Source organism: Nissabacter sp. SGAir0207 (genome assembly GCF_005491205.1).
GTDB lineage: Bacteria > Pseudomonadota > Gammaproteobacteria > Enterobacterales > Enterobacteriaceae > Chimaeribacter.
In genome coordinates this window covers 22,906-47,004 of record NZ_CP028041.1, presented here as the reverse complement: position 1 = coordinate 47,004, position 24,099 = coordinate 22,906, and the positions used below count along the sequence as shown (strand labels likewise).

Annotated in this window: 25 protein-coding genes; 14 read left to right on the top strand and 11 right to left on the bottom strand. The window is 47.1% G+C overall.

The window, feature by feature from the left end; genetic code table 11:
• The first annotated feature begins 2 nt into the window (after positions 1-2).
• A complete protein-coding gene (gene umuC / locus C1N62_RS22700) occupies positions 3-1,268 on the top strand; it encodes a translesion error-prone DNA polymerase V subunit UmuC (protein ID WP_137765990.1) in 1,266 nt (421 codons plus the stop codon).
• Positions 1,269-1,529: 261 nt separating this feature from the next.
• On the opposite strand, the gene C1N62_RS22695 is transcribed toward umuC, so the two are convergent.
• A complete protein-coding gene (locus C1N62_RS22695; protein WP_168195943.1) occupies positions 1,530-2,126 on the bottom strand; it encodes a DUF2913 family protein in 597 nt (198 codons plus the stop codon).
• Between the two features lie 208 nt (positions 2,127-2,334).
• Between C1N62_RS22695 and C1N62_RS22690 the strand changes: the two genes are divergently transcribed.
• The 5 genes from C1N62_RS22690 to C1N62_RS22670 all read left to right on the top strand — a co-directional run bounded on the left by C1N62_RS22690 (position 2,335) and on the right by C1N62_RS22670 (position 5,875).
• Positions 2,335-2,925 carry a DUF2726 domain-containing protein gene (locus C1N62_RS22690; RefSeq protein WP_137765988.1) on the top strand — a complete coding sequence of 197 codons (591 nt, stop codon included), beginning with the start codon at positions 2,335-2,337 and terminating at the stop codon, positions 2,923-2,925.
• A gap of 161 nt (positions 2,926-3,086) precedes the next feature.
• Positions 3,087-3,740, top strand: a complete 654-nt coding sequence (locus C1N62_RS22685) for a ParA family protein (RefSeq protein ID WP_137765987.1) — start codon at positions 3,087-3,089, stop codon at positions 3,738-3,740.
• 91 nt (positions 3,741-3,831) lie between these two features.
• Positions 3,832-4,098: a chaperonin gene (locus C1N62_RS22680; RefSeq protein WP_137765986.1), complete on the top strand. Its 267-nt coding sequence runs from the start codon at positions 3,832-3,834 to the stop codon at positions 4,096-4,098.
• Between the two features lie 301 nt (positions 4,099-4,399).
• On the top strand, positions 4,400-4,843 hold the full coding sequence (locus tag C1N62_RS22675) for a hypothetical protein (protein WP_137765985.1): 444 nt from the start codon (positions 4,400-4,402) through the stop codon (positions 4,841-4,843).
• 261 nt (positions 4,844-5,104) lie between these two features.
• On the top strand, positions 5,105-5,875 hold the full coding sequence (locus tag C1N62_RS22670; RefSeq protein WP_137765984.1) for an HNH endonuclease: 771 nt from the start codon (positions 5,105-5,107) through the stop codon (positions 5,873-5,875).
• Between the two features lie 573 nt (positions 5,876-6,448).
• On the opposite strand, the gene C1N62_RS22665 is transcribed toward C1N62_RS22670, so the two are convergent.
• The gene (locus tag C1N62_RS22665) at positions 6,449-7,099 is read right to left on the bottom strand and encodes a recombinase family protein (protein WP_137765983.1); all 651 of its coding nucleotides are present in this window, start codon (positions 7,097-7,099) and stop codon (positions 6,449-6,451) included.
• A 417-nt stretch (positions 7,100-7,516) separates the two neighbouring features.
• Here C1N62_RS22665 and C1N62_RS23695 point away from each other — a divergent pair, with 417 nt between their 5' ends.
• Positions 7,517-7,669 (top strand): helix-turn-helix domain-containing protein, encoded by a 153-nt coding sequence (locus tag C1N62_RS23695; protein WP_137766022.1) that lies wholly within the window; start codon positions 7,517-7,519, stop codon positions 7,667-7,669.
• A gap of 78 nt (positions 7,670-7,747) precedes the next feature.
• Here the strand turns inward: C1N62_RS23695 and C1N62_RS22655 are convergent, their stop codons facing one another.
• The 4 genes from C1N62_RS22655 to C1N62_RS22640 form a co-directional block, all read right to left on the bottom strand.
• Positions 7,748-9,220 carry a glycoside hydrolase family 1 protein gene (locus C1N62_RS22655; protein ID WP_137765982.1) on the bottom strand — a complete coding sequence of 491 codons (1,473 nt, stop codon included), beginning with the start codon at positions 9,218-9,220 and terminating at the stop codon, positions 7,748-7,750.
• 11 nt (positions 9,221-9,231) lie between these two features.
• Positions 9,232-11,157: a beta-glucoside-specific PTS transporter subunit IIABC gene (locus C1N62_RS22650; protein WP_137765981.1), complete on the bottom strand. Its 1,926-nt coding sequence runs from the start codon at positions 11,155-11,157 to the stop codon at positions 9,232-9,234.
• Positions 11,158-11,265: 108 nt separating this feature from the next.
• Complete coding sequence (licT, locus tag C1N62_RS22645; protein ID WP_137765980.1) at positions 11,266-12,111, bottom strand: BglG family transcription antiterminator LicT; 846 nt, start codon at positions 12,109-12,111, stop codon at positions 11,266-11,268.
• A 282-nt stretch (positions 12,112-12,393) separates the two neighbouring features.
• Positions 12,394-13,299, bottom strand: a complete 906-nt coding sequence (locus C1N62_RS22640) for a LysR family transcriptional regulator (protein ID WP_137765979.1) — start codon at positions 13,297-13,299, stop codon at positions 12,394-12,396.
• A gap of 100 nt (positions 13,300-13,399) precedes the next feature.
• Here C1N62_RS22640 and C1N62_RS22635 point away from each other — a divergent pair, with 100 nt between their 5' ends.
• Complete coding sequence (locus tag C1N62_RS22635) at positions 13,400-14,344, top strand: AEC family transporter (RefSeq protein ID WP_137765978.1); 945 nt, start codon at positions 13,400-13,402, stop codon at positions 14,342-14,344.
• A 297-nt stretch (positions 14,345-14,641) separates the two neighbouring features.
• On the top strand, positions 14,642-15,376 hold the full coding sequence (locus C1N62_RS22630) for a metallophosphoesterase (RefSeq protein WP_137765977.1): 735 nt from the start codon (positions 14,642-14,644) through the stop codon (positions 15,374-15,376).
• 94 nt (positions 15,377-15,470) lie between these two features.
• On the opposite strand, the gene C1N62_RS22625 is transcribed toward C1N62_RS22630, so the two are convergent.
• Positions 15,471-16,067 (bottom strand): recombinase family protein, encoded by a 597-nt coding sequence (locus C1N62_RS22625; protein ID WP_137765976.1) that lies wholly within the window; start codon positions 16,065-16,067, stop codon positions 15,471-15,473.
• Between the two features lie 324 nt (positions 16,068-16,391).
• On the opposite strand from C1N62_RS22625, the gene C1N62_RS22620 reads away from it, so the two are divergent.
• The 5 genes from C1N62_RS22620 to C1N62_RS22605 all read left to right on the top strand — a co-directional run bounded on the left by C1N62_RS22620 (position 16,392) and on the right by C1N62_RS22605 (position 19,921).
• The gene (locus tag C1N62_RS22620) at positions 16,392-17,009 is read left to right on the top strand and encodes a recombinase family protein (RefSeq protein ID WP_137765975.1); all 618 of its coding nucleotides are present in this window, start codon (positions 16,392-16,394) and stop codon (positions 17,007-17,009) included.
• A 33-nt stretch (positions 17,010-17,042) separates the two neighbouring features.
• The gene (locus C1N62_RS22615) at positions 17,043-18,629 is read left to right on the top strand and encodes a P-loop NTPase fold protein (protein ID WP_137765974.1); all 1,587 of its coding nucleotides are present in this window, start codon (positions 17,043-17,045) and stop codon (positions 18,627-18,629) included.
• A 297-nt stretch (positions 18,630-18,926) separates the two neighbouring features.
• A complete protein-coding gene (locus C1N62_RS22610) occupies positions 18,927-19,214 on the top strand; it encodes a hypothetical protein (RefSeq protein WP_137765973.1) in 288 nt (95 codons plus the stop codon).
• Between the two features lie 85 nt (positions 19,215-19,299).
• Positions 19,300-19,446, top strand: coding sequence for a hypothetical protein (locus C1N62_RS23270; RefSeq protein WP_168195942.1), 147 nt, complete (start codon positions 19,300-19,302; stop codon positions 19,444-19,446).
• 52 nt (positions 19,447-19,498) lie between these two features.
• On the top strand, positions 19,499-19,921 hold the full coding sequence (locus C1N62_RS22605) for a hypothetical protein (RefSeq protein WP_137765972.1): 423 nt from the start codon (positions 19,499-19,501) through the stop codon (positions 19,919-19,921).
• On the opposite strand, the gene C1N62_RS22600 is transcribed toward C1N62_RS22605, so the two are convergent.
• The 4 genes from C1N62_RS22600 to C1N62_RS22585 all read right to left on the bottom strand — a co-directional run bounded on the left by C1N62_RS22600 (position 19,918) and on the right by C1N62_RS22585 (position 23,992).
• The gene (locus C1N62_RS22600; protein ID WP_168195941.1) at positions 19,918-20,364 is read right to left on the bottom strand and encodes a ProQ/FINO family protein; all 447 of its coding nucleotides are present in this window, start codon (positions 20,362-20,364) and stop codon (positions 19,918-19,920) included. The two genes, C1N62_RS22605 and C1N62_RS22600, sit on opposite strands and share 4 nt — an antisense overlap.
• 323 nt (positions 20,365-20,687) lie before the next feature.
• Positions 20,688-21,629, bottom strand: a complete 942-nt coding sequence (locus C1N62_RS22595; protein ID WP_168195940.1) for a DUF2971 domain-containing protein — start codon at positions 21,627-21,629, stop codon at positions 20,688-20,690.
• A 276-nt stretch (positions 21,630-21,905) separates the two neighbouring features.
• Positions 21,906-22,265: a hypothetical protein gene (locus C1N62_RS22590; RefSeq protein WP_137765969.1), complete on the bottom strand. Its 360-nt coding sequence runs from the start codon at positions 22,263-22,265 to the stop codon at positions 21,906-21,908.
• A gap of 674 nt (positions 22,266-22,939) precedes the next feature.
• A complete protein-coding gene (locus tag C1N62_RS22585) occupies positions 22,940-23,992 on the bottom strand; it encodes a Replication protein (RefSeq protein ID WP_168195939.1) in 1,053 nt (350 codons plus the stop codon).
• Between the last annotated feature and the right edge of the window lie 107 nt (positions 23,993-24,099).

The window sequence follows — 24,099 nt, the reverse complement described above, 5'->3', positions numbered from 1 at the left end:
CCATGTTTGCGCTCGCAGACGTCAATGCGTTTTATGCCAGCTGTGAGACCGTATTCCGGCCCGATCTGAAAGGGCGTCCCGTCGTGACCGCAAGTAATAATGATGGCTGCATTATTGCCAGAAATGCGGCCGCCAGGTGCATCCCCGGCATCAAAATGGGCACCCCACTTTTCCAGATCAAGCATTTGATCAGGCAACACAACGTAGTGGTTTTTTCAAGCAATTACGCACTGTATGCGGACTTAAGCGCACGCGTCATGTCAGTGTTGGAGTCGCTGGCGCCGAAAGTGGAGGTGTATTCAATCGATGAAGCCTGGATGGATGTCACGGGGATAGAGGCCAGCCTCCCCTATGAGGCATTTGGCCGCCTGGTACGCGAGCAGGTGTATGCCCATACCGGCCTGACCGTGGGCGTGGGCTGCGCACCCAGCAAAACCCTTGCTAAAGCCTGCAACCATGCTGCTAAGACTTGGCCGGCGACGCGAGGTGTTGTGGCACTGACTGATCCATTGCGCATCCGCAAGCTTTTGTCCCTGCTTGATGTGGAAGATGTCTGGGGAATAGGCCGCAGGCTCTCCAGGACGCTAAAAAGCATGGGGGTTCACTCGGCCCTGCAATTAGCCAACCTGGATACAGGATTTGCTCGCCGGCATTTCGGTGTCGTCATGGAGCGTACCGTGCGGGAGCTGCGTGGCGAATCCTGTATTGCCCTGGAAGACAATGCCCCTGCCAAGCAGCAAATTGTCTGTTCGCGTTCTTTTGGCCGGCGCATCACACAGGAGCATGACATGCGGCAGGCTATCTGCCGCTATGCCGAGCGCGCCGCAGAGAAGCTGCGTGAGGAGAAACAGTTCTGCCGGCACATTACCGTGTTTGTCCGTACTTCCCCCTATGCCGATGAGCCGCAATATGGCAATGCCGGCACCGAAAAATTACTGACGGCTACCCAGGATACGCGCGATATTGTGGCGGCCGCCCAGCGTATTCTGGATCGTCTGTGGCGCCCTGGTTTTCACTATGCCAAAGCCGGCGTGATGCTCAACGACTTCTCGCCCAGCGGCGTGGCTCAGCTGCACCTGTTCGATGCCCATGCTCCTCGGCCAAATAGCGAAGCCCTGATGCACGTGGTCGATAAAATCAACCATACGGGTCTTGGACGGGTCTGGTTTGCGGGACAGGGCATTGAACCCAGCTGGCAGATGAAACGTGAAATGCTGTCACCTGCCTACACTACCCGCTGGACAGATCTGCCAAAAGTCAGATTTTAAAGTGCGGTTTTAGCCTGTTATGATCGGTGTCTTTAATTATTTCTATGAATTTTAAGCTTAATTTTGGGGTCAGATGTTAAGGAAGTATGTGGTGATAGCTACAATGTTAGTCGTAGCATTGGTGGTGAGTGGTTACTCATGGCTCAGGCATTCAGCGGCAGAGGTGCTCTACCTCGTTCCCGAATCTATTCCATATAGTCCCTGATAGGGGGAGCCAGGGCGCCCTATATGGCAGCCGGTGCCCTGTCAGACCTACAAGGTTCAGTCCACAATCTCAATTTGCATGTAGTGACCGACTTCAACAGGTTGCGTATAGTGGAGATATGCCTGGGCTAATGCCGGTAAAAGAGCCACTACGTTGCCTGTAAACCGCATCTCGACGGGTTGCAGGCGCTTCATATTGTCATCATAGGCATGGATGAGATCCATTTTACGCATGTAAACCGTCTGTTTTTTGGGGTAAGAGTAACTCTCATCCATCCAGTCTTTGTCATCGACCAATTCGCTCTGCCAGCCAGCCTGTTGTGCCCGTTCAATAAAGTAGGTCAGGCGGAACAGGTCATCCTGATTCGCCACCTGCCCTGAGTGAATTTTCCACCAATAATCTGCATTGCCAATGAGATTGGCCTTGGCACCCTTTTTCTTGCCTTCACTTTGCAGCCACAGAATATCCGAGGCCACAGCCCGCGAAAATAATTTGTACTTTTGCGCGTTAGCCAGCCACCCCATAACAAACAGGTGCTCACTGGTTTTGTTAGTAACTTTTCCTGACTGCTGCGCTAATTTTAACGCCACCAGAAGGCACCAGGCGAAATGGCCTAACTCCCCCTTTTCACGCTTAATTTCTTGTTGAGACACATTAAAAACCTCGTAGGTGATATTGCATAAGTGTCTCACACCCTGGGCGGGCTGCGATATATGCCGTAAGCTGGTTAACAGTTGCTCAGATAAGTGCCTATTTTACCGATAATTGCGGGATGTTTCATCTTTAAACCCAGCGCTATGATTGAAAAACAGGCAGATACGTGGATGATAGACAGGTCTTTTATTCAGAAGATTATTGATCATGGAAGTGAAATACTGGCTGTTTCTGATCGTTGCTGCGTTTATCTTTATCCTGGTCAGGGCAAAGAAACCTAAACCAACTCCTCGGTCTGGCCAGCGCCAACCTGCCGAAAGCACAAAGAGTGTCGAAAGGACAAGGAGTGTATCTACCGAAAGGATAAGGAGTGTCTCTAACCATGAAGATCAGCTCTATTTCGTTACCAACAACGCCTTTCAGAAACGTCGCATTATGAACAAAAGTGAGTATGCACTGTTCTGCAAATTGGAAAGGATGCTGTCTAACAATCACCGAGCCTACCGTGTGTTTCCTCAGGTCTCCTTGGGAGAACTCCTCAGCTCAAAGGACGACAGTGCTTATCAGAGCATCAACAGCAAGCGCGTGGATTTTGCCATTATCAATCCCTGGGGCGACCCCTGTGCCGTGGTGGAGTATCAGGGCACAGGCCATTACCAAGGCAATGCTGAAAAGCGGGATGCAGTCAAACGTGAAGCCTGCAACAAAGCGGATATCCGTTTTTTTGAGATCCCAGCGCAGTACAGTGATGATGAAATTAGGGAAGTGAAACGCTATCTGGATTCGATATCCCGATAACAAATAGGGGCAATAATCACGCCCCTTCTAAAAGAAATGGAATGAAATATAATCACATTCATATGTACCTAAAGTAAACCCTAGGGATTTCTCTAAGATTTCCATTGTGAATTTATAGGAACCATGTAGGATGCATGTTAGGAATCCAAGAGGAGAATAACATGCCAGTTTTAGTTATTGCACATCAGAAAGGTGGTTCGGGTAAGACAACATCTTCAGTACACATTTTGGGCGAGATCGCTGCCGATGATGTTATTGATTTAGACATTCATAAAGGGATCAGCATCCTGAACCGCTTCCGGCCAGATGAGAAGAAGCGCGAAGTACAAACCTTCAATGAAACAAAGTCGTTGCTTCACTATATCCGAACTCAGGACGAGGCTGGGCGCCTTGTCTATATTGACTGTGGTGGTTTTGACTCTGATCTGACGCGTACCGCAGTCGCTGTCGCTGACCTGGTCATCGTGCCTGCAAATGACTCACCTACAGAGTTGATTGGCTTGGCGACATTCGACCAGTTACTTGACGAGGTCGGGACTAAAATGGGTATTAATATTCAAGCCCATGTATTGATGTGCAAAACGCCTCCCACCAAAAAACATTTCCCAGAGATGGATGAATTACTTTCAGAGTGCCGGCACCTGAAGCGTCTAGAGAACAGACTGCCTTATCGTACTGGTCGATATGGTTTCCAGGAGAGCTTACGCAGCGGTATGGGGATCACAGAAATAAAACATGGGAGAGCGTCTCCAGCCGGTCGAGAGGTTAAAGGCTTAGTTGGTGAAATCAGAGCCTTACTAGAAGTAGAAGAATAGTCAAAGGAAATGCATTGGATACCCCATGGAAGTCCAATAGATTTCCAATAGAAATCCATCGGAACCACTAAAGAATATTTAGGTGAATGCTGTGAAAAAAGATAAAGTTTCTTTATACCAAACTGCATTAGCAGATGGTGTTGGCGAGGCGAAATTACAGGTTAATCCTGTACACTCAAAAACTGATGAGCCGACGCCTGCAAAACGTGAAGTAAGAACTAAAACGCTTAAAGCGATACCCACATCCTATTTCGATGCTCATCAAAAATTGAGAGATAACAATAAGACTGGCTTAGATTTTTCCAACTATATTCTAGAAGCGCTGCGCGAAAAGCTAGAAAGGGACGGTGCCTTGTAAGAACGGCAAGGGGAGCAATGTGCTTAGTTAAAATTAGTGGATTTTTAAATAGTACGATTGCTGTCTTAAAAGCCAAAAAGCCCTTAAGGTTCTCATTAGGTTTCTATTGGGAACCTTTTTAATTCCCAAAGGATTCCCAATAGATTCCCAATGGAAATCCAAAGAACATCTTTAGTAATAGTGGCAAGAGTTATTGGCGCAGTCCTTTAGTGTCTCTCTATGGCGGTGTATAGTAATGGCTACACCCCAAACGGTTACTCAATTAGCTGAATAGTAAACACCTTTCATATCAGGAGAATGTATGACGTTTACTCTTAAGCCAGCGCCTATTTTTCCTTTGCCTGTCATGTACAGAATGATCCGCGTATTGGCTATCGAAATGGCACCTGCACAATTTAGTGAAGAATTTACGGCGCTTAATATCCTTAATTTGTATCTCCAGCGAGAGTATGGTCTAGACATGCAAATTTCCCAGGATGAGCGTGGTAAGCCTCAATTTAGTGGCGATGCTTACAAACTATATAAAGATGCAGCAGAGAATGACAATATTCCTCATAGTTCCGCGGCAGGTGTTGCAGGAAGGGTAAGTACCTTTAAATTCGAGGATCTGCTAACGCTTGAGAAAGAGTTGAAGGAAATGCGAGATTGGATGGTTGATAACGGATTTATTCTTATAACAGAGTCAAGAATGTATCGGGCCAGCGTGGCGCTATTTGAACATTCGCACCTGAAAATCGGTAAGTGACATCTGCCAACGGGGCAGAAACACAACTTAGCTGAGCCAGAGAGAAGTGCCATTAACTAGCGGAAAGCTTACCCCCGCACAATATGATTCTTTTGATTTTGTAGTACATACCCTCCTACAATGGTATGAATGCCCGATGAAATGGGAAATCCATAGGATTTCCAATAGAAACCCTTAATGACTCATTAAGGAATACATAAGAAACCTATAGAGTTTCTTTTATGTTGATCTAATATAAAATATCAAATTATGAGGTAGATTATGTCAGAAACCACTAGAGTTAATAAATTCAATTTACCAAGGTATATACCTGAAGATGTTAGAAGGGAAGTTAGACAAAGAGACGGTTTTGGCTGCATATTTTGCGCTTTACCAATTATACAATATGAGCATGTAGATCCTGTTTATGTCGAAGCTAGATCTCATACAGTAGAGGGAATAACTCTCCTATGTCCAACTTGTCATCAAAAGGTCACAGGCGGTCAAATAAGTAAAAATATGGTAAAAAAACAAATGTTGACCCCAAAAGCAAAATCCGAGGGTATTGTTAAAGATCTTTTGTATTTTTGTGATGAACATCCAACAGTCATCTTAGGGGGTTCAACTTTTGTGGAATGTGATGTTCCAGTTAGTGTATTAGGACACGATATAATTTCAATAGAGAAAGAAGACAACCATTTTTTGTTAAATGCTCAAATATGGGATAGCCAAGGCAGACAAACTTTGAAAATAGTTAAAAACGAATGGCAATGTGATCACGATAGCGTTTGGGATCTCACAACTGTTGGAAACACAATAACAATCCGAGAAGGGAAGGGCTTACCAACTCTAACTATAAAGATAGAGGAAAATAAAAGATTCATTATCGAAAAATTCAACATGCAGATTTCCGGCAAAACATGTCGTGGCACATCTGCAACAGTAACCCTTAGTGGTAATGAAAAAGAGTTAAGGGCAACTGGTTACAAAAACGAAATTGTAGGCAAATCTCTTTACATGGAAAATTGTGGCATTGGCCTCATGCTTTGGTAATATATTTTGATATGACAATAGCAGGCAATATGGTCGGTTTAATTATCTACTTATAAGACTGTGAAAAGTATATGCCTGCTTCCATATCGTAATTATTTAATGAAAATAATTTCCGCATTAGCGTATTAAATGATTTTTAAGCTATTGAGCCAAGCAGTAACTGGCTGTGAGCCTATTAAAAAGCACATCAGGTTATAACACCACGAAGCAAAATTGCAGCTAACCCATTGAATTTAATGCTTTAAAACCAAGCGTCAATTGCGCACATAGTAATAAGAGCGCATCTGTTTTTATTTATGGTAAATAGCCACATTTTCAAGCTAAATTTTTAACTGTTCGCACCAGAATAACCCGCACACATAAGCCCTGTGCTAAGCGATTCGATATTAGTGCAATCTTCTATCATCTGATTATGCGACCAATAAACAATACTAATGCCAATTATCAGCCCTAAGACTATACCAGTTCGTTTTGCAATTTTGCTCTTATTAATTCCGATTGCGATAACAAAACCAAGATGCATGCTAGCTAAGCAGATAAGTAGATTCTAAAATAAAATAATAAGACCCATGCTCATAACTCCTCATCCAAATAGAAGTGTTTCTTATCACGATGATAATTGGTTATCCTAATGACCTGACGCTCTGAAATACCACAAATTGATGCAGTCTCTCGTATACTCATTCCTTTTTGAAGCCGCAGTTTGATTACGTTCTCATGCAGCTGTATGTTGGGTTGCTTGCCTTTATATTTGCCTTGTTGTTTAGCCTTAGAAATCCCTTCAATTTGTCGGCGCCGCCTGTCTTGGTAGTCCTTACGAGCAATGGCCGCAAGCATATCGAGCATCATCGCGTTGATAGCCCGCAGCATTACTGCTGTGAAATCATCACTTTTATGACTTTCGAGCGCTACATGGCTTGTTGGAAGATCAAGGCTAATTATTGACAAATTTTTATTGCCTATAAGCTCTTTCAACTTTTGCCAGCCAGCTTCATCAAGGCGTGAAAGCCGATCTACCTGTTCGATAAGCAATGCATCACCTGGTGATGCGTTTTCAAGAAGCCGCATTAGCTCAGGCCGTTGAAGAGACGCACCAGAGACATTTTCTACGAACCAACTAGCGATACGATGGCCACGTTCCGTTGCGAACTCCTGAAGGCGTTTTTTTGCCCGTTCAGCATCCTGTTCCTGAGTCGATGCTCGTAAGTATGCAAAAATGTACATTTGTTAATCACACATGACTTAAAAGTTATGACATGTAGTAGTATGACATATAGGTCATGACATTCAAGCGAAAAAGGGTAAGTTTTGGCCGTGACTTTGGGGTATACCTGGCCAAATTTTTAGGCTTTGTGGGAATCACATGGGATTTTCATAAGAATTCACGTAGTGCAATCATTTGATGAAAATGCTGAATGTCTCAGGGCGTGAAGCGCAAATGTAAAATTTACATGTTTTCATGTGTGCGCTATGAGAGGTGAGTTGAACTCATAACGTACAGAATTGAATACCTTTTGCCGTAATCAAAACAGCAGGATGAACGTGTGGCTCTTCTCCCGGCTGAGCAGGTACGATAGCGAATATTTTTTTGGTGAGTCACCGAAACAGTTTATCGACAGAATCAGGTGTTAAAGGGCTAGTCTGGCGCTTGAAACATCCGCTAAAACTATTAAGCAGATCGCAGCTGATTCAGGTTACGCGCATGAGGGCAGTTTAAGGAGGGTCTTCAGCCGGATGGCCGACATGAATCCAGCATTATATCGCCGTCGGGTGAAAGACCGTACCCGGAAATAATGCACAGTAGGGCCGGGTGGCATCCGGGCGGAATTATGAGACGCCCTGACAGCACAGTCCCGCCAGGGCTTTGTAGTGTTAACTACTAAGGTCTTTTCCGTTCGTAGCTATGACTTTTTTATACCAGCCAAAACTTTTCTTACGTGAGCGTTTAAGGGTTCCGTTACCCATGTCATCCTGATCGACATGAATGAAACCGTAGCGCTTAGACATTTGTGACGTGCTGGCGCTGACCATATCAATTGGTCCCCACCAGGTGTAACCAAACAGATCAACCCCATCGCTGATGGCTTCATTCATCTGCTCAATGTGCAGCCGCAGATAGTCAATACGGTAGTCATCCTGAATCACGCCATTCTCATCCGGAATATCTACCGCGCCCAGACCGTTTTCTGCTACGAACAGCGGCTTTTGGTAGCGGTCGTAAAGCTGGTTGAGGGCAAGTCGCAGGCCTTTTGGATCGATCTGCCAGCCCCAGTCGCTTTCTGGCAGGTGCGGGTTGCGGATGCCGCCGGTTATCAGGTTTCCTTGAACGCCTTCCAATTTTTCTGGATGTGCACTGATGGTGCTGGACATGTAATAGCTGAAAGATACGAAATCAACCGGGTACAGACGCAATATCTCATCATCACCGCGCTCTTTAATTAGCGATACTCCTTTGGCTGCGAACAGGCGATCACTCCAGGCCGGATATGCGCCGCGTGCCTGAATGTCACTGAAGAACAGGGATACGCGCTGCGCCTCTTCACAGGCCTGCAGGTCATCCGGATGGCAGGTATGTGGATAAAGGATCTGGTAGCTAATCATGCATCCGACTTTTGAACCTGGGATAATCTCGTGACAGGCTTTTGTCGCAAGTGCACTGGCAATAAACTGATGATGTGCTCCCTGATACTTAGCCTGTTCCAGGTTCGGGTGATTTTCTTCAATGACGCCAACGCTGACGTAAGGGTGGTGTTTAACGCAGTTGATTTCGTTAAACGTCATCCAGTATTTCACTTTGCTGCGATAGCGCTGGAAAACGGTATTGGCGAATGAGAGATAAAAATCGATGACCTTACGGTTGGTCCATCCACCATATTCGGTGACCAGCGTCAGCGGCATTTCGTAATGCGAAAGTGAAACAACGGGTTCGATATTGTGGCGGCGCAGGGTATCAAATACCCGATCATAGAATGCCAGACCGGCTTCATTTGGCGTAGTCTCATCACCGCGCGGAAAAATGCGCGTCCATGCCAGCGACATACGGAAGCATTTGAATCCCATCTCAGCAAAAAGCGCGATGTCTTCTTCATAACGATGATAAAAGTCGTTACCACGGCGCTTTGGGTAGTATTTTTTGCTGTGCTGATCCTGTGCTTCTGCCACCTGCGCATGAGTCATGCCCGCCCATTGATCTAACCAGCGCTCTTTTGGCGCATTCTCATCAAAGATAAAGACGTCTGAAGCGGACAAGCCTTTGCCATCTGCATCGAAAGCGCCTTCCAGCTGGTTAGCCGCCGTAGCTCCGCCCCACAAAAAATTATCCGGAAATGATTTTGAAAAAGCCATTATTTCTCCCCTTATGCAGCTGTCGCTGTCAGTTTCAAAAATGCGTCGCGAGAATCCACACTTCCCTCTGATACCGGGCTAATGTCGCCGTAATTTTCGGTATTCGTCACAATCACTATCACGCTGGGATCAATGTTTTTTGAGATTAGTGCTTTGAGATCAAAAGTGATAAGCGGTTGTCCGACGGTGACTTCTGCACCGTCTTCAACCAGACGGGTAAAGTGCAGCCCGTTCAGTTTGACCGTATCAATACCGATGTGGATCAGAATCTCTGCACCTGAATCACTTTCGAGCGTTATGGCGTGATTCGTGGCAAAAATTGAGCCTACTCGCCCGCTAACCGGTGATACCAGTTCCCCTGTTACGGGAACGATGGCTATGCCCTTACCGAAAACCTCATCGGCAAACACGGGATCACTCAATTCGCTCAGCGGCGTGAGTTGCCCAGAACATGGTGCGAACAATTGCTCTGAAGCGTTAACCGTGACTGGACTGACTCCTGCTTTAACGGGGGCTGTCGGTGAAAAGGCTGTGCCGCTGGCGGATGCTGAAGCTGTAGGATCTGCCGGTACGCTCTGTTCTATTTGCTCTTCAAAGCCCAGCACGAACGTCACTACTGCTGCTACTGCAAATGCCAGACACATGCTCGCAAGGGCCCACACGAATCCCTCGCCTGCCAGTGACGGGAGTCCCGATAAGCCAGCAAGAGCGTAAGCATAAGCCTTAGCGCCCATCGTCATTGCAAGGCATCCACCGGCAGCTCCACCAATCAGTGCTGCTGCAAAAGGCTTTTTAAAGCGAATGTTAATGCCGTACATAGCGGGCTCGGTGACGCCCATTAACGCGCTGAATGAAGTTGATAACGCCAGCGATTTGGTTTTTTTACTACGGGAGCGAAGAAAGACGCCAAATGCCGCACCGGCCTGACCGAAGTTCGCGGCAAACATTATAGGTTTTATCGGATCGTAGCCGAGGCGCGTAATGTTATTGATGATGATTGGCACGAGAACGTAGTGCATACCTGTGATGATCATCAGTGAAAGTGTTCCGCCGACAATAATACCGGCGAAAGGGCCCATGTTATTTACCAGCCAGATAATCCCGCCCGACAGCGCATTACCCACTGAAATACCCGCCGGGCCAATCACAATCAGCATCAGCGGCGCGACAACCATCAGGCTGAGAAGAGGGGAAAACATCGTTCTGACGGATGAAGGGATGATGCGGTTAAAAAAACGCTCAACGTAACTCAGCACCCACACTGACAACACAATAGGTATGACCGAGTTTGCGTAGGACACCGGTGACACGCTGAGGCCCGCGAAGAAAACCGGTTCACCTGCTTTGAACATCGTGGAAAGTGCCGGGTGAAAGAGTGTTGCGGCCAGCGCGACAGACAGGTAAGGATTGGCACCAAACTTTAGTCCCGCGCTGAACGCCAGCACCATAGGCATGAAGTAAAACACCGCATCGCTGATCGCAACCATTATCTGATAGGTCTGATTGGTCGACGCAACCCACCCCAGCGTAACGAAGAGTGATAGTACACCTTTCAGAATCCCTGCGCCGGCAATCGCCGGAATGATGGGAGAAAAGATTCCTGATATAATTTCGAATGCCCGTGAAACAGGATTTCGACTTTTTTTCTGCTTTTTATCATCATCTTCTTCTTTGCTATCAAAGATAGCCAACGCGGGTATTTCTTCTTGTATAGCCTTGAAAACCTGCGTGACTTTATTACCGATAATGACCTGGAACTGATCGCCTGACAGATTGACACCCATAACACCGTCAAGGTTTGCCAACTGGTCACGTGCTACTTTGTCGTTGTCTTTAAGGCTGAAACGCAGCCGCGTAATGCAGTGAAAGACGGAGTTGATATTAGAAGCACCACCAAGAAAATCGATGATGCGGCGTGCGGTTTGCTGATAATCCACTGATTGATTCTCCAGATTCAGGGCGAAAAATGCCCGTAAACAACTGCCGGGCAACGGGGCCGGGCACCTTGCTTCCTCTGGGGTTTGCCTGATTTAACAGTAACAAGCCTAAATGGAATGTTTGTGACGGTTAACGACGTTACCGATGTGCACCGTCAGATAAAGCTTTTCAGAACTGCTCATAGTGTGGCTGTAATTTTTCAGTATGAAATCGCTTATTGCCTTAACACACCCAAGCGTTTTTTCATACTTTTCAGGCATCTGTGAGAATAACTCCTCATCATCATTATCCAGCACCTCTCCGTTCATCACGCGCTGGGCAAAAAACTTCAGGTGCGTGACAAAGCGCTGATAATTGATGCTCTGCTCATCGGCCGTGATGCCAAACCAGTACTTGACGATATTCTGGATTTGAAAAATCAGCTTCGTGATCTCCATTACCTGCCCGTCTGGCGTATTCATTGAGGCGTTCACGATGTGCAGCGCGATGCTGCAGGCCTCGGCGTCAGGTAAAAGCTGACCGGTACGTGACGCTATGAGCGCCAGCGCCTGTCGGCTGACCAGATATTCTTTCCGGTAAAAGTTGCGAACTTCCCATTCCAGCGGATTGCGAATGTCCTGACCTTCCCTGTGGCGCTCAAGCGCGTAGTACAGGTGGTCGGCCAGAGAAACATACAGGCTTTCACTGAGCCTCGCCCCAAGCGCATTCCTTGCCAGAGAAATGATGTCATCCGTCAGCTGAATAACCTCTACCGGTATTTCATTAAGTAATACCTTAAAACGATCCGACACCCGGTCATCATGAAGCCGGAACGTCTTTTCCACTTTCGCAATGTCCACGTCCTGGCCGGCCTGCGCATTAAAACCAAGCCCCTTACCGGTCAGGATGAACTCTGTACCCTTAGTGTCGGTAACGCTGACGACGTTGTTATTAAGGATTTGTCTAATGAGCATCGCCAACTCCAGGAAAACAAAAACGGGCAAAACATAAAAACAGCCAGGAGGTTAATCCTGTTGCTGCATTTACGTTTTGCCCGCCGAACGGTAACAAGCTTAATGCCTTGCCACAAAACTATCACTCACCTTCACGGAGGGTCAATGTCAGGCCGCTGTTACGCCGGATGACAGCTCAGAAATGTGATCTGTATTGCGTAATCCGGGACTTTGGTGAGCCTTCGCACTTTCCGGTCACTGCGGAAAGATCGCCTGAACACCGGGAAAGGAATGCTAAAGCTGTCATTTTTTTTCTGCCGGTATCTCATTTTCAAAAATATGCCGGGCAAGCTTTACGAATAATGCCAGAGCCGGATTAGTGTTACCTTTGCGCCATATCAGAACCTGTTCAATGCCTGGACTCATGGCTACTTCTTTATACTTCACGCCAGCGTAGCTGAGTTTTTTTACCGATTCGGGCACAAGCGCCATGCCCAGGCCTTCTGCCACAAGGCTGACTATCGTCTGCTGCAGCTGGGTTTCTAAACGGTAATAGGGCTCAATACCCTGATGACGTAAGAATAAGTCAATCATATCCCTGAGCACTGGTGCTGCAGCATGAGGGGTGACAATGAGCGGTTCGTTCTGAAAGTCAGCGGCTCCGATAACTCTTTTCCTGGCGAGCGGGTGCTGTGAGTTAACGGCCAGGCACAGTCTCTCATGCCTCATGGTCAGGTGTTCGAGGCCGTGAACCGAACCGGGATGAAATACCACGCCAGTATCATATATGCCGTCGAGAACGTCTTTCACGAGCGTACCGGGCGTCACTTCATGCAAGAGTAACTTTACGTCAGGAAAGGCTGTAACCATACGTCGCGTCAGGTCAGGAAGCGTTGAGTAAGCAGCATGCATCATGAAGCCCACCGACAGACTGCCTTTTTCACCACATTCTGCCAGCCTGGCATTGCGACAGGCCTGACCATAGGCAGCCATTACCGTTTTCGCCTCCTGTTGAAAGGCTTCACCCGCCGCTGTGAGAGAAACGCCATGGTGATGGCGATTAAACAGCTTAACGCCCAGCATCTTCTCAAGCCCGGCAATCTGCCGGCTCAGAGGGGGTTGGGTGATATTTAATCGCTCCGCTGCCCTGCCGTAATTGAGCGTTTCGCTGAGCGTAAGGAAATACCGCAGCTGGCGTAAATCTGTCATTGCAACCGATGCCTTTAAGGTATGAATAACGCGTTTAAAAGGCATTAGATTATATAGGCAGTGCAACCTAAAGTAGGGCTTTTACGAACGAATCACTCATATGCTCTCCACACTTAATGTAGTACTGCCGATATTTGCACTGATACTGGCCGGCTGGCTTGCGCGGAAACTGAAGATCTTGGGAGAAAATGCCCTTACAGAACTAAACCGTTTTGTCGTTTATCTGGCGTTACCTGCGCTGTTGTTCGACATAATTGCCAGTGCAAAGTGGGCCGACCTGGCGCAGCCCGCGTTCATCGTGGCGTTTTCCATTGGGATGATGGCCGTCTTTTTCCTCACCATCGTGATACAGCTGCGCCGTACCCGTCATCTTGCGGACGCGGCTATAGATGCCCTGAATGCAGGTTATGCAAATACGGGGTTTATCGGCTTCCCGCTTGTGACGGTATTTTTAGGCCATGGTTCGCTCGCGCCTACGCTTATTGCGACGATCCTGACCGTCTCTGTGCTGTTCGGGATAGGCATTATCATTATCGAAACGGGGCTGCAGGGAGAGGTCAGACAGCGTATTATTTTTGCCCGGGTGGCAAAATCACTTCTTCGCAATCCTCTTCTTGTTTCACCTGCTATCGCTGTCATCTTCCCGGCGCTGGGCCTGAGCGTCCCTGGCTCAGTTAATGTCTTTCTGAAATTGCTGGGAGGGGCAGCCTCACCCTGTGCTCTAATTGCGCTCGGGCTGTTTCTGGCTGGAAAGCCATCACGTAAGGCAGAAAAGGAAACCTTTACGGTGACCATGCTGGTTGTACTGAAATTGCTGGTTCAGCCGTTACTGACCTGGTGGCTTGCTTCCAGCGTGTTTCATCTGTCCCCGCTGCTGACGCAGACTGCTGTTCTGCTTGCCGCACTACCCACCGGCACCGGTCCTTTTATGCTGGCAGAATTTTACCGTCGTGAGGCCGTCACCACGTCAAGATGCGTGCTGATTTCGACCATACTTTCCCTGTTCACACTGTCTTTTTATCTCAGTCTCATCGGAGCACAGTAGCTCCGGCACCTGCTTTATCTCAAATAAAGAGCGCCATGATGGCGCTCTGACAGCGTAACGACAAACAGGTTTGAAAAGCAGCTCAGCGACGAACAGCCATGATACCGGCATCCACATCCCAGACAGCGCAGAATTTCCTTGGCAACCTTTCAGCTAACTACTCAGCTGCCTGAGCAATGCATCAGGACAGACGCCGCGTTATTTTCCGAGAAAGATTGGTTGCAGACAGTGTCTTTATCCGGTTTGCAGGCCGCTCAGGTGAATGAATCTGTGAGATTAACTTAAAGGGAAAGCAGTATGAAACTGGCAGTGATATCAGATATTCATGGGAATCTTCCGGCGCTGGATGCTGTGCTAACGGACATTCAACCTCAGAGGGTCGATCAAATTCTGAATTTGGGCGATATTGTTTCGGGAGGGCTATTCCCTGCGGAAACCGCTGACAGGCTGATGTCTCTTAACATTCCAACTATAAGAGGTAATCACGAACGACAACTCCTCGAACAGGAGTTGTCAGATATGAGCTTATCTGACAGCCATGCTTTTAAAAGCCTTCACGCTGCGCATTGGGAGTGGCTAAAAAACCTGCCGGCGCAGTTAACATTTAATGAAGACATTCTGATGGTGCACGGTGTACCGGGTGACGACCTCATTTATCTTCTTGAAGAGGTCACTGCTTCAGGCGTGCAGCCCTCGTCGGAGGCGCGCGTTTTAGCGCTTATTGAAAGCAGAAGCGAATCGTTGATCCTGTGCGGCCATACGCATATCCCCCGAAAACTGCGGCTGTCTGACGGCAGATTCATTGTCAACCCCGGCAGCGTAGGATTGCAGGCTTATGATGATGACACCCCCTTTGCGCATGTAATGGAAAGTGGTTCTCCCCATGCCCGCTATGCAATTGTGGAGCAACATAACGGGTTATGGAAAGCAGAGTTCAGAGCGGTTGAGTATGACTGGGAATCAGCAGCTTTAGTTGCGCTCAGCAATAGTCGTCCCGACTGGCTGAATGCGCTCAGAACAGGGCATATGTAAGCTTTGTTCTACATTCTTCCCTGTCATTTAATGAACCATTATGAATTTTTAACGTCCGCTTCTGGCATAAAGCGGACCTACACAGAAAAGCAACTTATGAACGAGCATCAGCGTTTTCCATTATCGCTTTCACTCTAAGAATGGTCTGCCGTGTGGTGTCAAATTCGCGGGCAATCGCGCTGATACTCTTCCCTTCACTAAGACGCAGAAACACCACTTTCTTTTGTTCGTCATCCAGAGCCGGCGGGCGGCCGAAACGTTTTCCGGATGCCTTAGCCCGCGCAATACCAGCATGCGTACGCTCAAGCAGCAGATCACGTTCAAATTCAGCGACTGCAGAAATTACCTGCATGGTCATTTTTCCGGCCGGACTTGTTAGGTCTACCCCCCCCAACGCCAGGCAGTGAACTCGAATTTCTGACGCAGCAAGCAGCTCAACGGTTTTTCGGATATCCATGGCGTTGCGTCCGAGGCGATCCAACTTCGTTACGATTAAAACGTCACTGTTTTCCATTCGATCAAGGAGACGCACAAATCCTGGGCGTTCAGCAGCCGCGACTGAACCACTTATGTACTCTTCAATCAGTCGCTGGGGTCTGATGGCAAAGCCGGCCGCTTCGATTTCACGACGCTGGTTTTCAGTGTTCTGTTCGAGGGTTGATACCCTGCAGTAGGCAAAAACTCGTGACATGTAGTTACTTTATGTACGAAATAGGGGTACTTATTATAATGCATGTCCGAAATTAAAAACACTAACTTTCGGACAGGCTCTATACTACATGTACGAAACCGGTCGATTTAGTACAGGCAAACAAAATCAATCATGAAAAGGTTAATACTATTAGCAAGCTAATACTTATCAAGTAAAACCATTAAAGTAGTAAGGATACAAGCCATGTGCAATTAGGGTATACCTAAATGAACATAGTAAAAACAAGGTATAAAGTTAGATATGAGATAACTTAAATGATATAAAATTTATGAAATAACTTAAAAAAGATATGGCGGCTAAATTATGTACATTTTCGGATATCTGCGAGCATCAACTCAAGAGCAGGACGCACATCGTGCTCAGAAGCGCATGAAAGAATTCGTAGAGAGTAAAGGGCAGCGAGTTGCCGGATGGTATGTAGAAAATGTATCTGGTGCCTCACTCCAGCGTCCCGAGCTACTACGTTTACTTGAGGATGCAAACCAGGGCGATGCCATTTTGATAGAACAAGTAGATCGGCTTTCACGACTATCTGAAGAAAACTGGCAACTTCTGAAAGCCCTTATCAGTGAAAAACGTCTATCGATCATTAGCCTCGATTTACCTACAAGCCATATGGCATTATCCGAACATACAGCTGATGATTTTACAGACGCTATGTTGAAGGCAGTAAACAGTATGTTGCTGGACATGTTGGCAGCGATTGCTCGTAAGGATTACCAGGACAGACGGAGACGCCAGGCAGAAGGCATCCTTAAGGCTAAAGAGAGTGGAAAATATAAGGGCCGGCCTGCAAACGATGATAAACATCAATTAGTGAGGACATTAAGAAAGAGTGGCCATAGCATTGCTGACACCGCCAGGCTAGCTGGAGTTTCCGTAAGTACAGTCACAAGAATATCGAAAAGCAAAATAATTTGATATCTAATCATCTTCTGAGCATGGGATATAATAATGGAAAACAACGCCATAGAAATAGTCGAACAACTCCCATTCAAATGGGATACATCACCCACTGCGGGGCTGGGAGTAGACAAGCTTCAAAGGAGCCAGCACGCTAAGTTTCTAACAAAGTTCTTGGTAAACAAAGGAAAAGAAAGTAATTACGTTTTAAATATAAACACTGGATGGGGTGGAGGTAAAACATGGTTTCTAAGAAATTGGAAATCAGAAATTGAGAACAAATTCCCCACGGTTTATATTGACGCTTGGAAAAACGACCATTCGAAAGATCCTTTTCTAGATGTTATATCAGAAATTCAATCTTCATTAATATCAAAAACAGATAAGAATTTCTTTAAAAAACCGCTAATGAGTAAATCATGGCACCTAGTAAAGTCATTAGCACCTGACATTACTAAAGCATTAATAAAAAAACATCTGGCTGTTGACATTGACGATCTTGATACTGTTATAGACGGCGATGCTTTCTCCGAAATAAGCTCGAAAATAGTGGAGAAAGCCATTGATACTCATAAAGAGGCAAATCAAAGTATTGAGGAGTTTAAAAAATCAATTTCTGAATGGTTAAATAGTGTTATCGAAACTTCAACAAATAGTTATCACTTTCCACTTTTTGTTTTTATAGATGAGTTAGATAGATGCCGGCCTACCTATGCTATAGAGATGCTAGAGACCATTAAGCATGTGTTTGATATTAAAGGTGTTGTTTTTGTAGTTGCTACGGATAAAGAGCAATTACAGCATTCAATTAAGGCCATTTATGGTGAGGGGTTTAACTCTCAGCTTTACTTAGACAGGTTCTTTCAAAGAACAGTAAGTTTGAAAGAAATAAGTAGGGAGGAATTCATCAAAGAGAAAATTTACAATTCAAATGTATTTGTGGAATTTTCCCTAGATGACGCTAACTTCATATACTTAAAGAACAATAACTCTAGAATTGATGACATTATTGAATTTATGACAATCATCAGTGATGGATTTAAAATGAATCTTAGAACTGTCACGCTTTGGTATGATAGAGTAGAATCAGTCCTTTTACATCAAACGAGACCAGTTGACCTTATTACACTTTTGTTTTTAATGGGTCTTTATTCTACTTCTAGTTATCAATACAATCGACTGGCTAGAGGAGAAAATATCTTTGCTTTTCTAGATGGAAATGCCATTGTAGATTTTAAAAGTAAGAATATTAAATTAAAATGGTCTTACTCGCAATATGATAGCTTAAATGAGATACTAGAAGAATTTGATGGCTATCATAATCAAAGAATATATGAAGGACAGTGGACAAGCGAAATTGATCTTGCTCATTATATTTCAGTTGTTTTGAAACACACTTCTATCAGAACCTTCCCTGGTTACAGATTAGATAAGTGCAGAGATTATATATTTGCAGACATAAAGCATTTCATTAGGAATAACGAACCGAGCAAGATGTCAGAAGTAATACCAGGGCCAAGTCAGGCTGATGAGTGTTATTCTACAACTTTTACTCTTATGCGTAAGTTTAATTTAGATAATGGATTGAATAAGATTTCATATTTTGAGATTTGCGAATTAGCTACCTTTTTTGAGTAAAACCGTCATTAATATCTCGCTAACATTGCCCACAACTCCACAATCGAACCCAGGCTGCATACGCAGCCTGGGCACTCTCGTTCGCCAGCCGGCTTGCTGGCCGCTGGCTTCACTGGCTATTTCTCATGTGGATTTGTGGACAACGCACCCACCTCCAATGCGCATTTCAGCCTTAAAAAACACTCAAAATACGACTAAAAATGTAGCAAATTAGGATATTTTATCCTATTATATATCTCACGGTGGCGCTGAAAGCCGCTCGTTCCTGAGAGGGCTATGCCCCCGATAAGGGATCGAATGAAACTTTCAGATGTGGCTACCATTCGCACGGACTTTCCTGAGGCAGATTTCTGGTTAGTGCGGCGAGGCTCTTTAAAAACGGTGGGCAGTGTGTCTTGCGAGTTCAACCGTGAACACATCGGCATTAAGGTGATGCGGACAGATATCGTGCTGGCAGATTACCTGAGGTATTGCTTGATGCATCTTCACGAACGGGGCAGGTGGGAACCACTGGCGACCGGGACATTGAGTCTGGTAAACATCCGGGTTTCAGACGTGAAAGCTATCGGTCTGAACCAGCGCTAAGGAGAGGGGGCCAGCCCCCCTCCCTCACGCCCAGTACAACGCGGCAACGTTGTATTGAGTGCGCGCCAATTACGAAGGAATCTCCATGACGCAGAATGAAATTATTGCATCCAGCAAGCATCTGGTAAAGCGAAACACCAAACGCCGGCCGGTGCGTATTCCTGCCCTGACTGGTATCCAGCTTGATCTGTTACTCAGAACACTGGAGCGCCGGCACGGGTATCGTCAGTAAAACATCGCCCTGCCTGTCTCTGGATAGGCAGGGTTCTTTTTGAGGTGAAGTTATGGAAATTGATCTGCCGGGACTCCCGGAGCAGCGAATGTACGTCTATCAGCAACGTGTTGAGGAAAGCTGCGCCTTGCTGCGCAAAAACCTCTCTGCGCCGCACTATGACGCCCTGCCGGGCTTTGATGCAGCCCCTTATGGTACTGCACACCTCGCGACCCAGGAAAATGGCTGGGAGCCGCCCCATGCCGATCTTATCAATACATGGTTTGAGCAATTTAAACTGACGTTTCCTGAATACCGCAGTGATGAAAAAATTGCGCACCTTTTGGGCCTGCATTCCAAAAACGGAGACAGGCGTATCCGGGCCTTCAGGAACGGCGATCAGCCTATCCCCTACGGCCTGTGGCGGCGCTTTCTGGAGCTGACCGGACGCGTTAACCAAGAGATCACCCCAGTGTTGGGCTTTTTTGCTGATTAAGCCTGCCCTTCTGTTACCGCAGCGTTAGCCTGGGCCGCGCTTTTTGCCAGCTGCTTCTCGGCCCACGCCTGTTCTTTTTCGGTGACCTGACCCGCTGGCCGTCCGTCGATACCATACCGTGTTGCCCCTGCCTGGGTGGCGTGCAGGTAGGCCGGTGACAGGACGTAGGTTTTGATGCAGCGGCGCAGCTGCTTGCCGGAGAGTGGTAAATTTCGGTCAATCTGCGCCTGGTGCAGATCACCAAAGATATGCAGGGCCAGCAGTTTGACCTCGTCTTTAGAGAACAGGGCAGGCCAGTAAGCGCAGAGCGTAGACAGGGCTTCATCATGGTCAAGAAGGCGCAGAACTTTAGGCTTGTTCTTTTTCTTCTGAGCGGGCGTGGGGGCCGGCTCCTGAACGCGCATTTTCTTCTCAAGCGGCGGCAGGGTTTTGCGGTGTTTCACTGTGACAGATGCAGCCGCTGGCGTGGCCGCGTCAGCCGCAGGCGGTTTTTTGCGTTTCAGGGTCAGGATAGGGCGTTTTTCAGTCATATCGGGAACTCCGCTACATAGGCGGCAATAGGCTATCAAAGCCTTAGGAAACTGTATATCCCATTGTTTACTATGAACAAGAAGCAGTCGTAAGCCTATTAGAGCACATTCCCAAAAACTCGTTAGCTATCTATAATCCAAAATATACTTTTTCTTAGTCGGCGATTGGTCACAGATATTATATGCAAAAATTTGTTTTGATATTTAATACTATGGCTATTTTCATGAACAGGAAATTATTCTAAATCTTCATCTTGACATTGAAACCCTTGATTATCTCTCGGGTATAGCACAAACTCCTCATTGCCTAAACTAATAATCTTACGTTCCAAATCAAAAGATTTTTCACTAATGGAAACCTTGTAAAAGTTAACATCTCCTGTTCTTTGCTCTAGCGCCCTCATAACAGAAAACATAGCTGATTCGTTAAAACGCAGACCAAATGTGACATCTTTTAATCGGAATGAAGATGGCTGCAAGCCTTGTTCACCAATAACCCTGTATTCTTTTTCATATTCCCAAGGCCGGGCTTTATTCAGCAGGATTACTTTTTTAATTTCTTCCTTAGCGGTTTTTTTGATGCTATTGCTAATACCGAACAGCATGTCATAGACCTGACTTGTTGTAATAAAACGGTTTCCGCTGTAATCTACTGGATGAATCACAGCAGACCTATCTTCCAAGATTTCATATCCGATGCAAAATCCTTTGTGTTGATCAGCATAATGCGACCACATTAACGGGCAGTTATAATTCTCCGACAATGAAAGAACGCCAACGGCATAATTACTCATGAGATATTCTTTAATAAGGTAAGTTATGCTTTCGCAATGGTCATCACCGAATAAACTGACATCAACGGATATTTCGTTAATTAAATTTTTAGCTTCAATTTCACTTAGTTTTTCTATTTTTTCTAGGGTCTTAGGGCCTTTGTATTTTATTTTTGCAGCGGCCTTTCCAAGTTCTTTTTCATGGTTGTCTTTAACTAAAGTATGAAGTATTCTATTCAGCTTAGATACATTATTGATATCATCTCGTAATGAGGGATTGCAATCTAATGGATCATTGAATTTCGTTGGGTCAGAAAAATACAGATTATCACTTACAAGAAGATCAAGACTATCAACACTAAAACTTTTGTATTTATACAAAGTTTTTGGGATATTTATCGTCATCACTTTCCCTCTTGATTTATTTCCGCCATTATCACCTGTATCAAGCCTGGCAGATAACATTAATATCAATTAAAATCTAAACTAATAGCAAAGGCATTTCTATACGCCAAGCCTCCTTTAAAGCTACCCATGTGGTAAGTCGCCGGAGCAGGGCTACGCTTACTGCCGGCGGTTGTTTGGTGATGTCGCGCCGTTATTGGTCATCGCCCGAAAAATAAGCCCAGGCCGGCTGATTGCACAGCCGGACGCCCGTTCTGCGATGCCGGCCTTTGCTTTTTACCAGAGAACCCGAAGGTAGTTGGCGCGCTCACTCGCCATTCCCCAGAACATCACGTCCAGGTGCGGCAGGATACCGAAATCGGCCATTATCGGATTGATCTCGCCTTGCGGGAGTTGGTCCGGGTCTTCCTGAAGCTGGTCACACAACGCCCCAGCCTCTTCCAGCCGCTCAAAACTCTTTGCCTGGGTAAGATCGGCGAGCCACTCACCCTGTGCGCTATAAAAGAGATCTCGCTCGCCGTTCGGGAACCGGATAACAAATCCTTTGGGTTGAATATTCTTTTTCCCGGCTGATTTTTGGGCACTCAACCAGAATTTCAGGGTCTTCTGTTCGGCCTGCTCAAACGTGTCTGTCATGGGTGCATCCTTTTCTGATAACAGTGAGGAGTCCCAGTGTGGCACCGAACAAAGGAAGCCGGCAACCCCGGTAAGAGATAACGCAGAGGTTTCATGCCGGCGGAGGCCCGCCGCAGGCGGCTGCAATTGTACAGATCCCCCTTCACCCCCCTGCCCTGCTAAGCCTAGCGGCCTGTCAGCAGCACAGGAGCTTTTCTGCGGCCTTGTGCCGTTGATTTGTCGCACGGAGTGCGGGAAATCTTTTACGGCACGTTAGTGACGGCGTGCCGGCACTTACGGGCGCAGTGGCATTGAATTTCCGCGAGGCATTCATCTTACCTGAGGGTAGTTTGTCACACCTGGTGTTGCCCGGCGCAACGCGTCGGGAGGAACTTTAGCAGCCCTGGACGGCAGGACAGGGCAACGCCGTCCTACCTCCTTTTTAAAGGACATGTTTTGTTATGGAGCAACGTTCGAAACTAACCTTAGTTACAACAAGCTTTCGAAATTAACTGGCTGCTTTATCATCAACAGGACGACATTGGATAAGGCCGTTGTCTGAAGTTCCGTTTTTGCGGTAATTCTGTGAAAGCAGGAGGACAATAAAACGCTTAAAACGCAGCCTTTTTTGCCCATCAGGCAGCACAAAACCCGCGGCAGGCGCGGGAGGTTATCGAGGCGGGTATCAGAGGGCGTTATCGTATCCCGGCTTTTTCCAGCAACAGCCGGTAGAAGCTCTCGGCATCTTTTTGCTTCAGGCCCGGATGCTCTGCGGCCAGCGCCGCTTGCAGACGGTTACTCTCGATCGGGGCCACCGTGCGCTCCCAGCGCACAAACGCATCCCAGAACGGCCGGGCTTTACGCGGCTTACGTTGCCCCTGGCGTACTGCCAGCTCGCGCTCCAGGTCAACCACGGTACTTTCCTTCACATGCAGCAGTTCCGGGCTGACCACCTGCCGGCGCAGTTTGATCAGCAGCTTTTTCAGGGCGTGGTTGCGCACGATATCGATGCCGTGCCGCGCCATATTCATCAGGTGGCGCTGATACCGTTGCTTGAGTGTCTCAGACAGCCCGTTTTTAATCGCCCACTGGCGGTACTGATGCAGGGTATGGCGGACGTCTTCCAGTGCTATGCCCCGCGAGGTGAAGAAACGCGGCCCCAGCCACATGCGCATTGCCTTGTTCTGGCCGGTGTCACTGTCCTGATCGTGCTTCACCACGATATAGGGGTTATCCCGCGTGCCCATTTGCTCCAGCACCGACAGCGCGTTCAGCGCCACGTCATAGGCTTTGCGCCCGTTTTCGTAGACATGCAGCACGCCCATCGCCCTGGCAATATCCTCAAACGAGCACATCACCTCAAAGGCGTAATCGCTTTCCGGGTTGTAATCACAGTTGGCCGCCAACGCCAGGCTCAGCGCGGTCAACGCTTCCCGGCTTTCACGGCGGGCGGTGATACGCATCGGCTTGGGCACAAACGTCGGATCGTTTCGCCGGGTATAGGGGATATAGCCGCGCTGGCGCAGCGTGATCAAATCATGATTCCGCGTCCAGTCATGGTTTTTGAGACGAGCCACCATTTTGGCGGCGGCACCGCGCGGCACGGTGCCGGTAAATTCAGGCGTGTGCCGGCGGTGGATTTTAGGCAGGCCCCGACGCAGCGCATTGGCTATCCCTCGCCGCGTTTTGCGGTCAGGGTGCGTCTCAGGACGGTCTGAAAAGGCTAAAGATTGAGTCTGTTCAATCACCCCATCCTGCACTTATGGCAGAATGGTGTTGTTTTAGAGCTTTCATGCGCTATAATCCTTCAAGGTTTATGCCTAAGCCCTCCGTCGCCCTGGTACGTTCCGCCAAG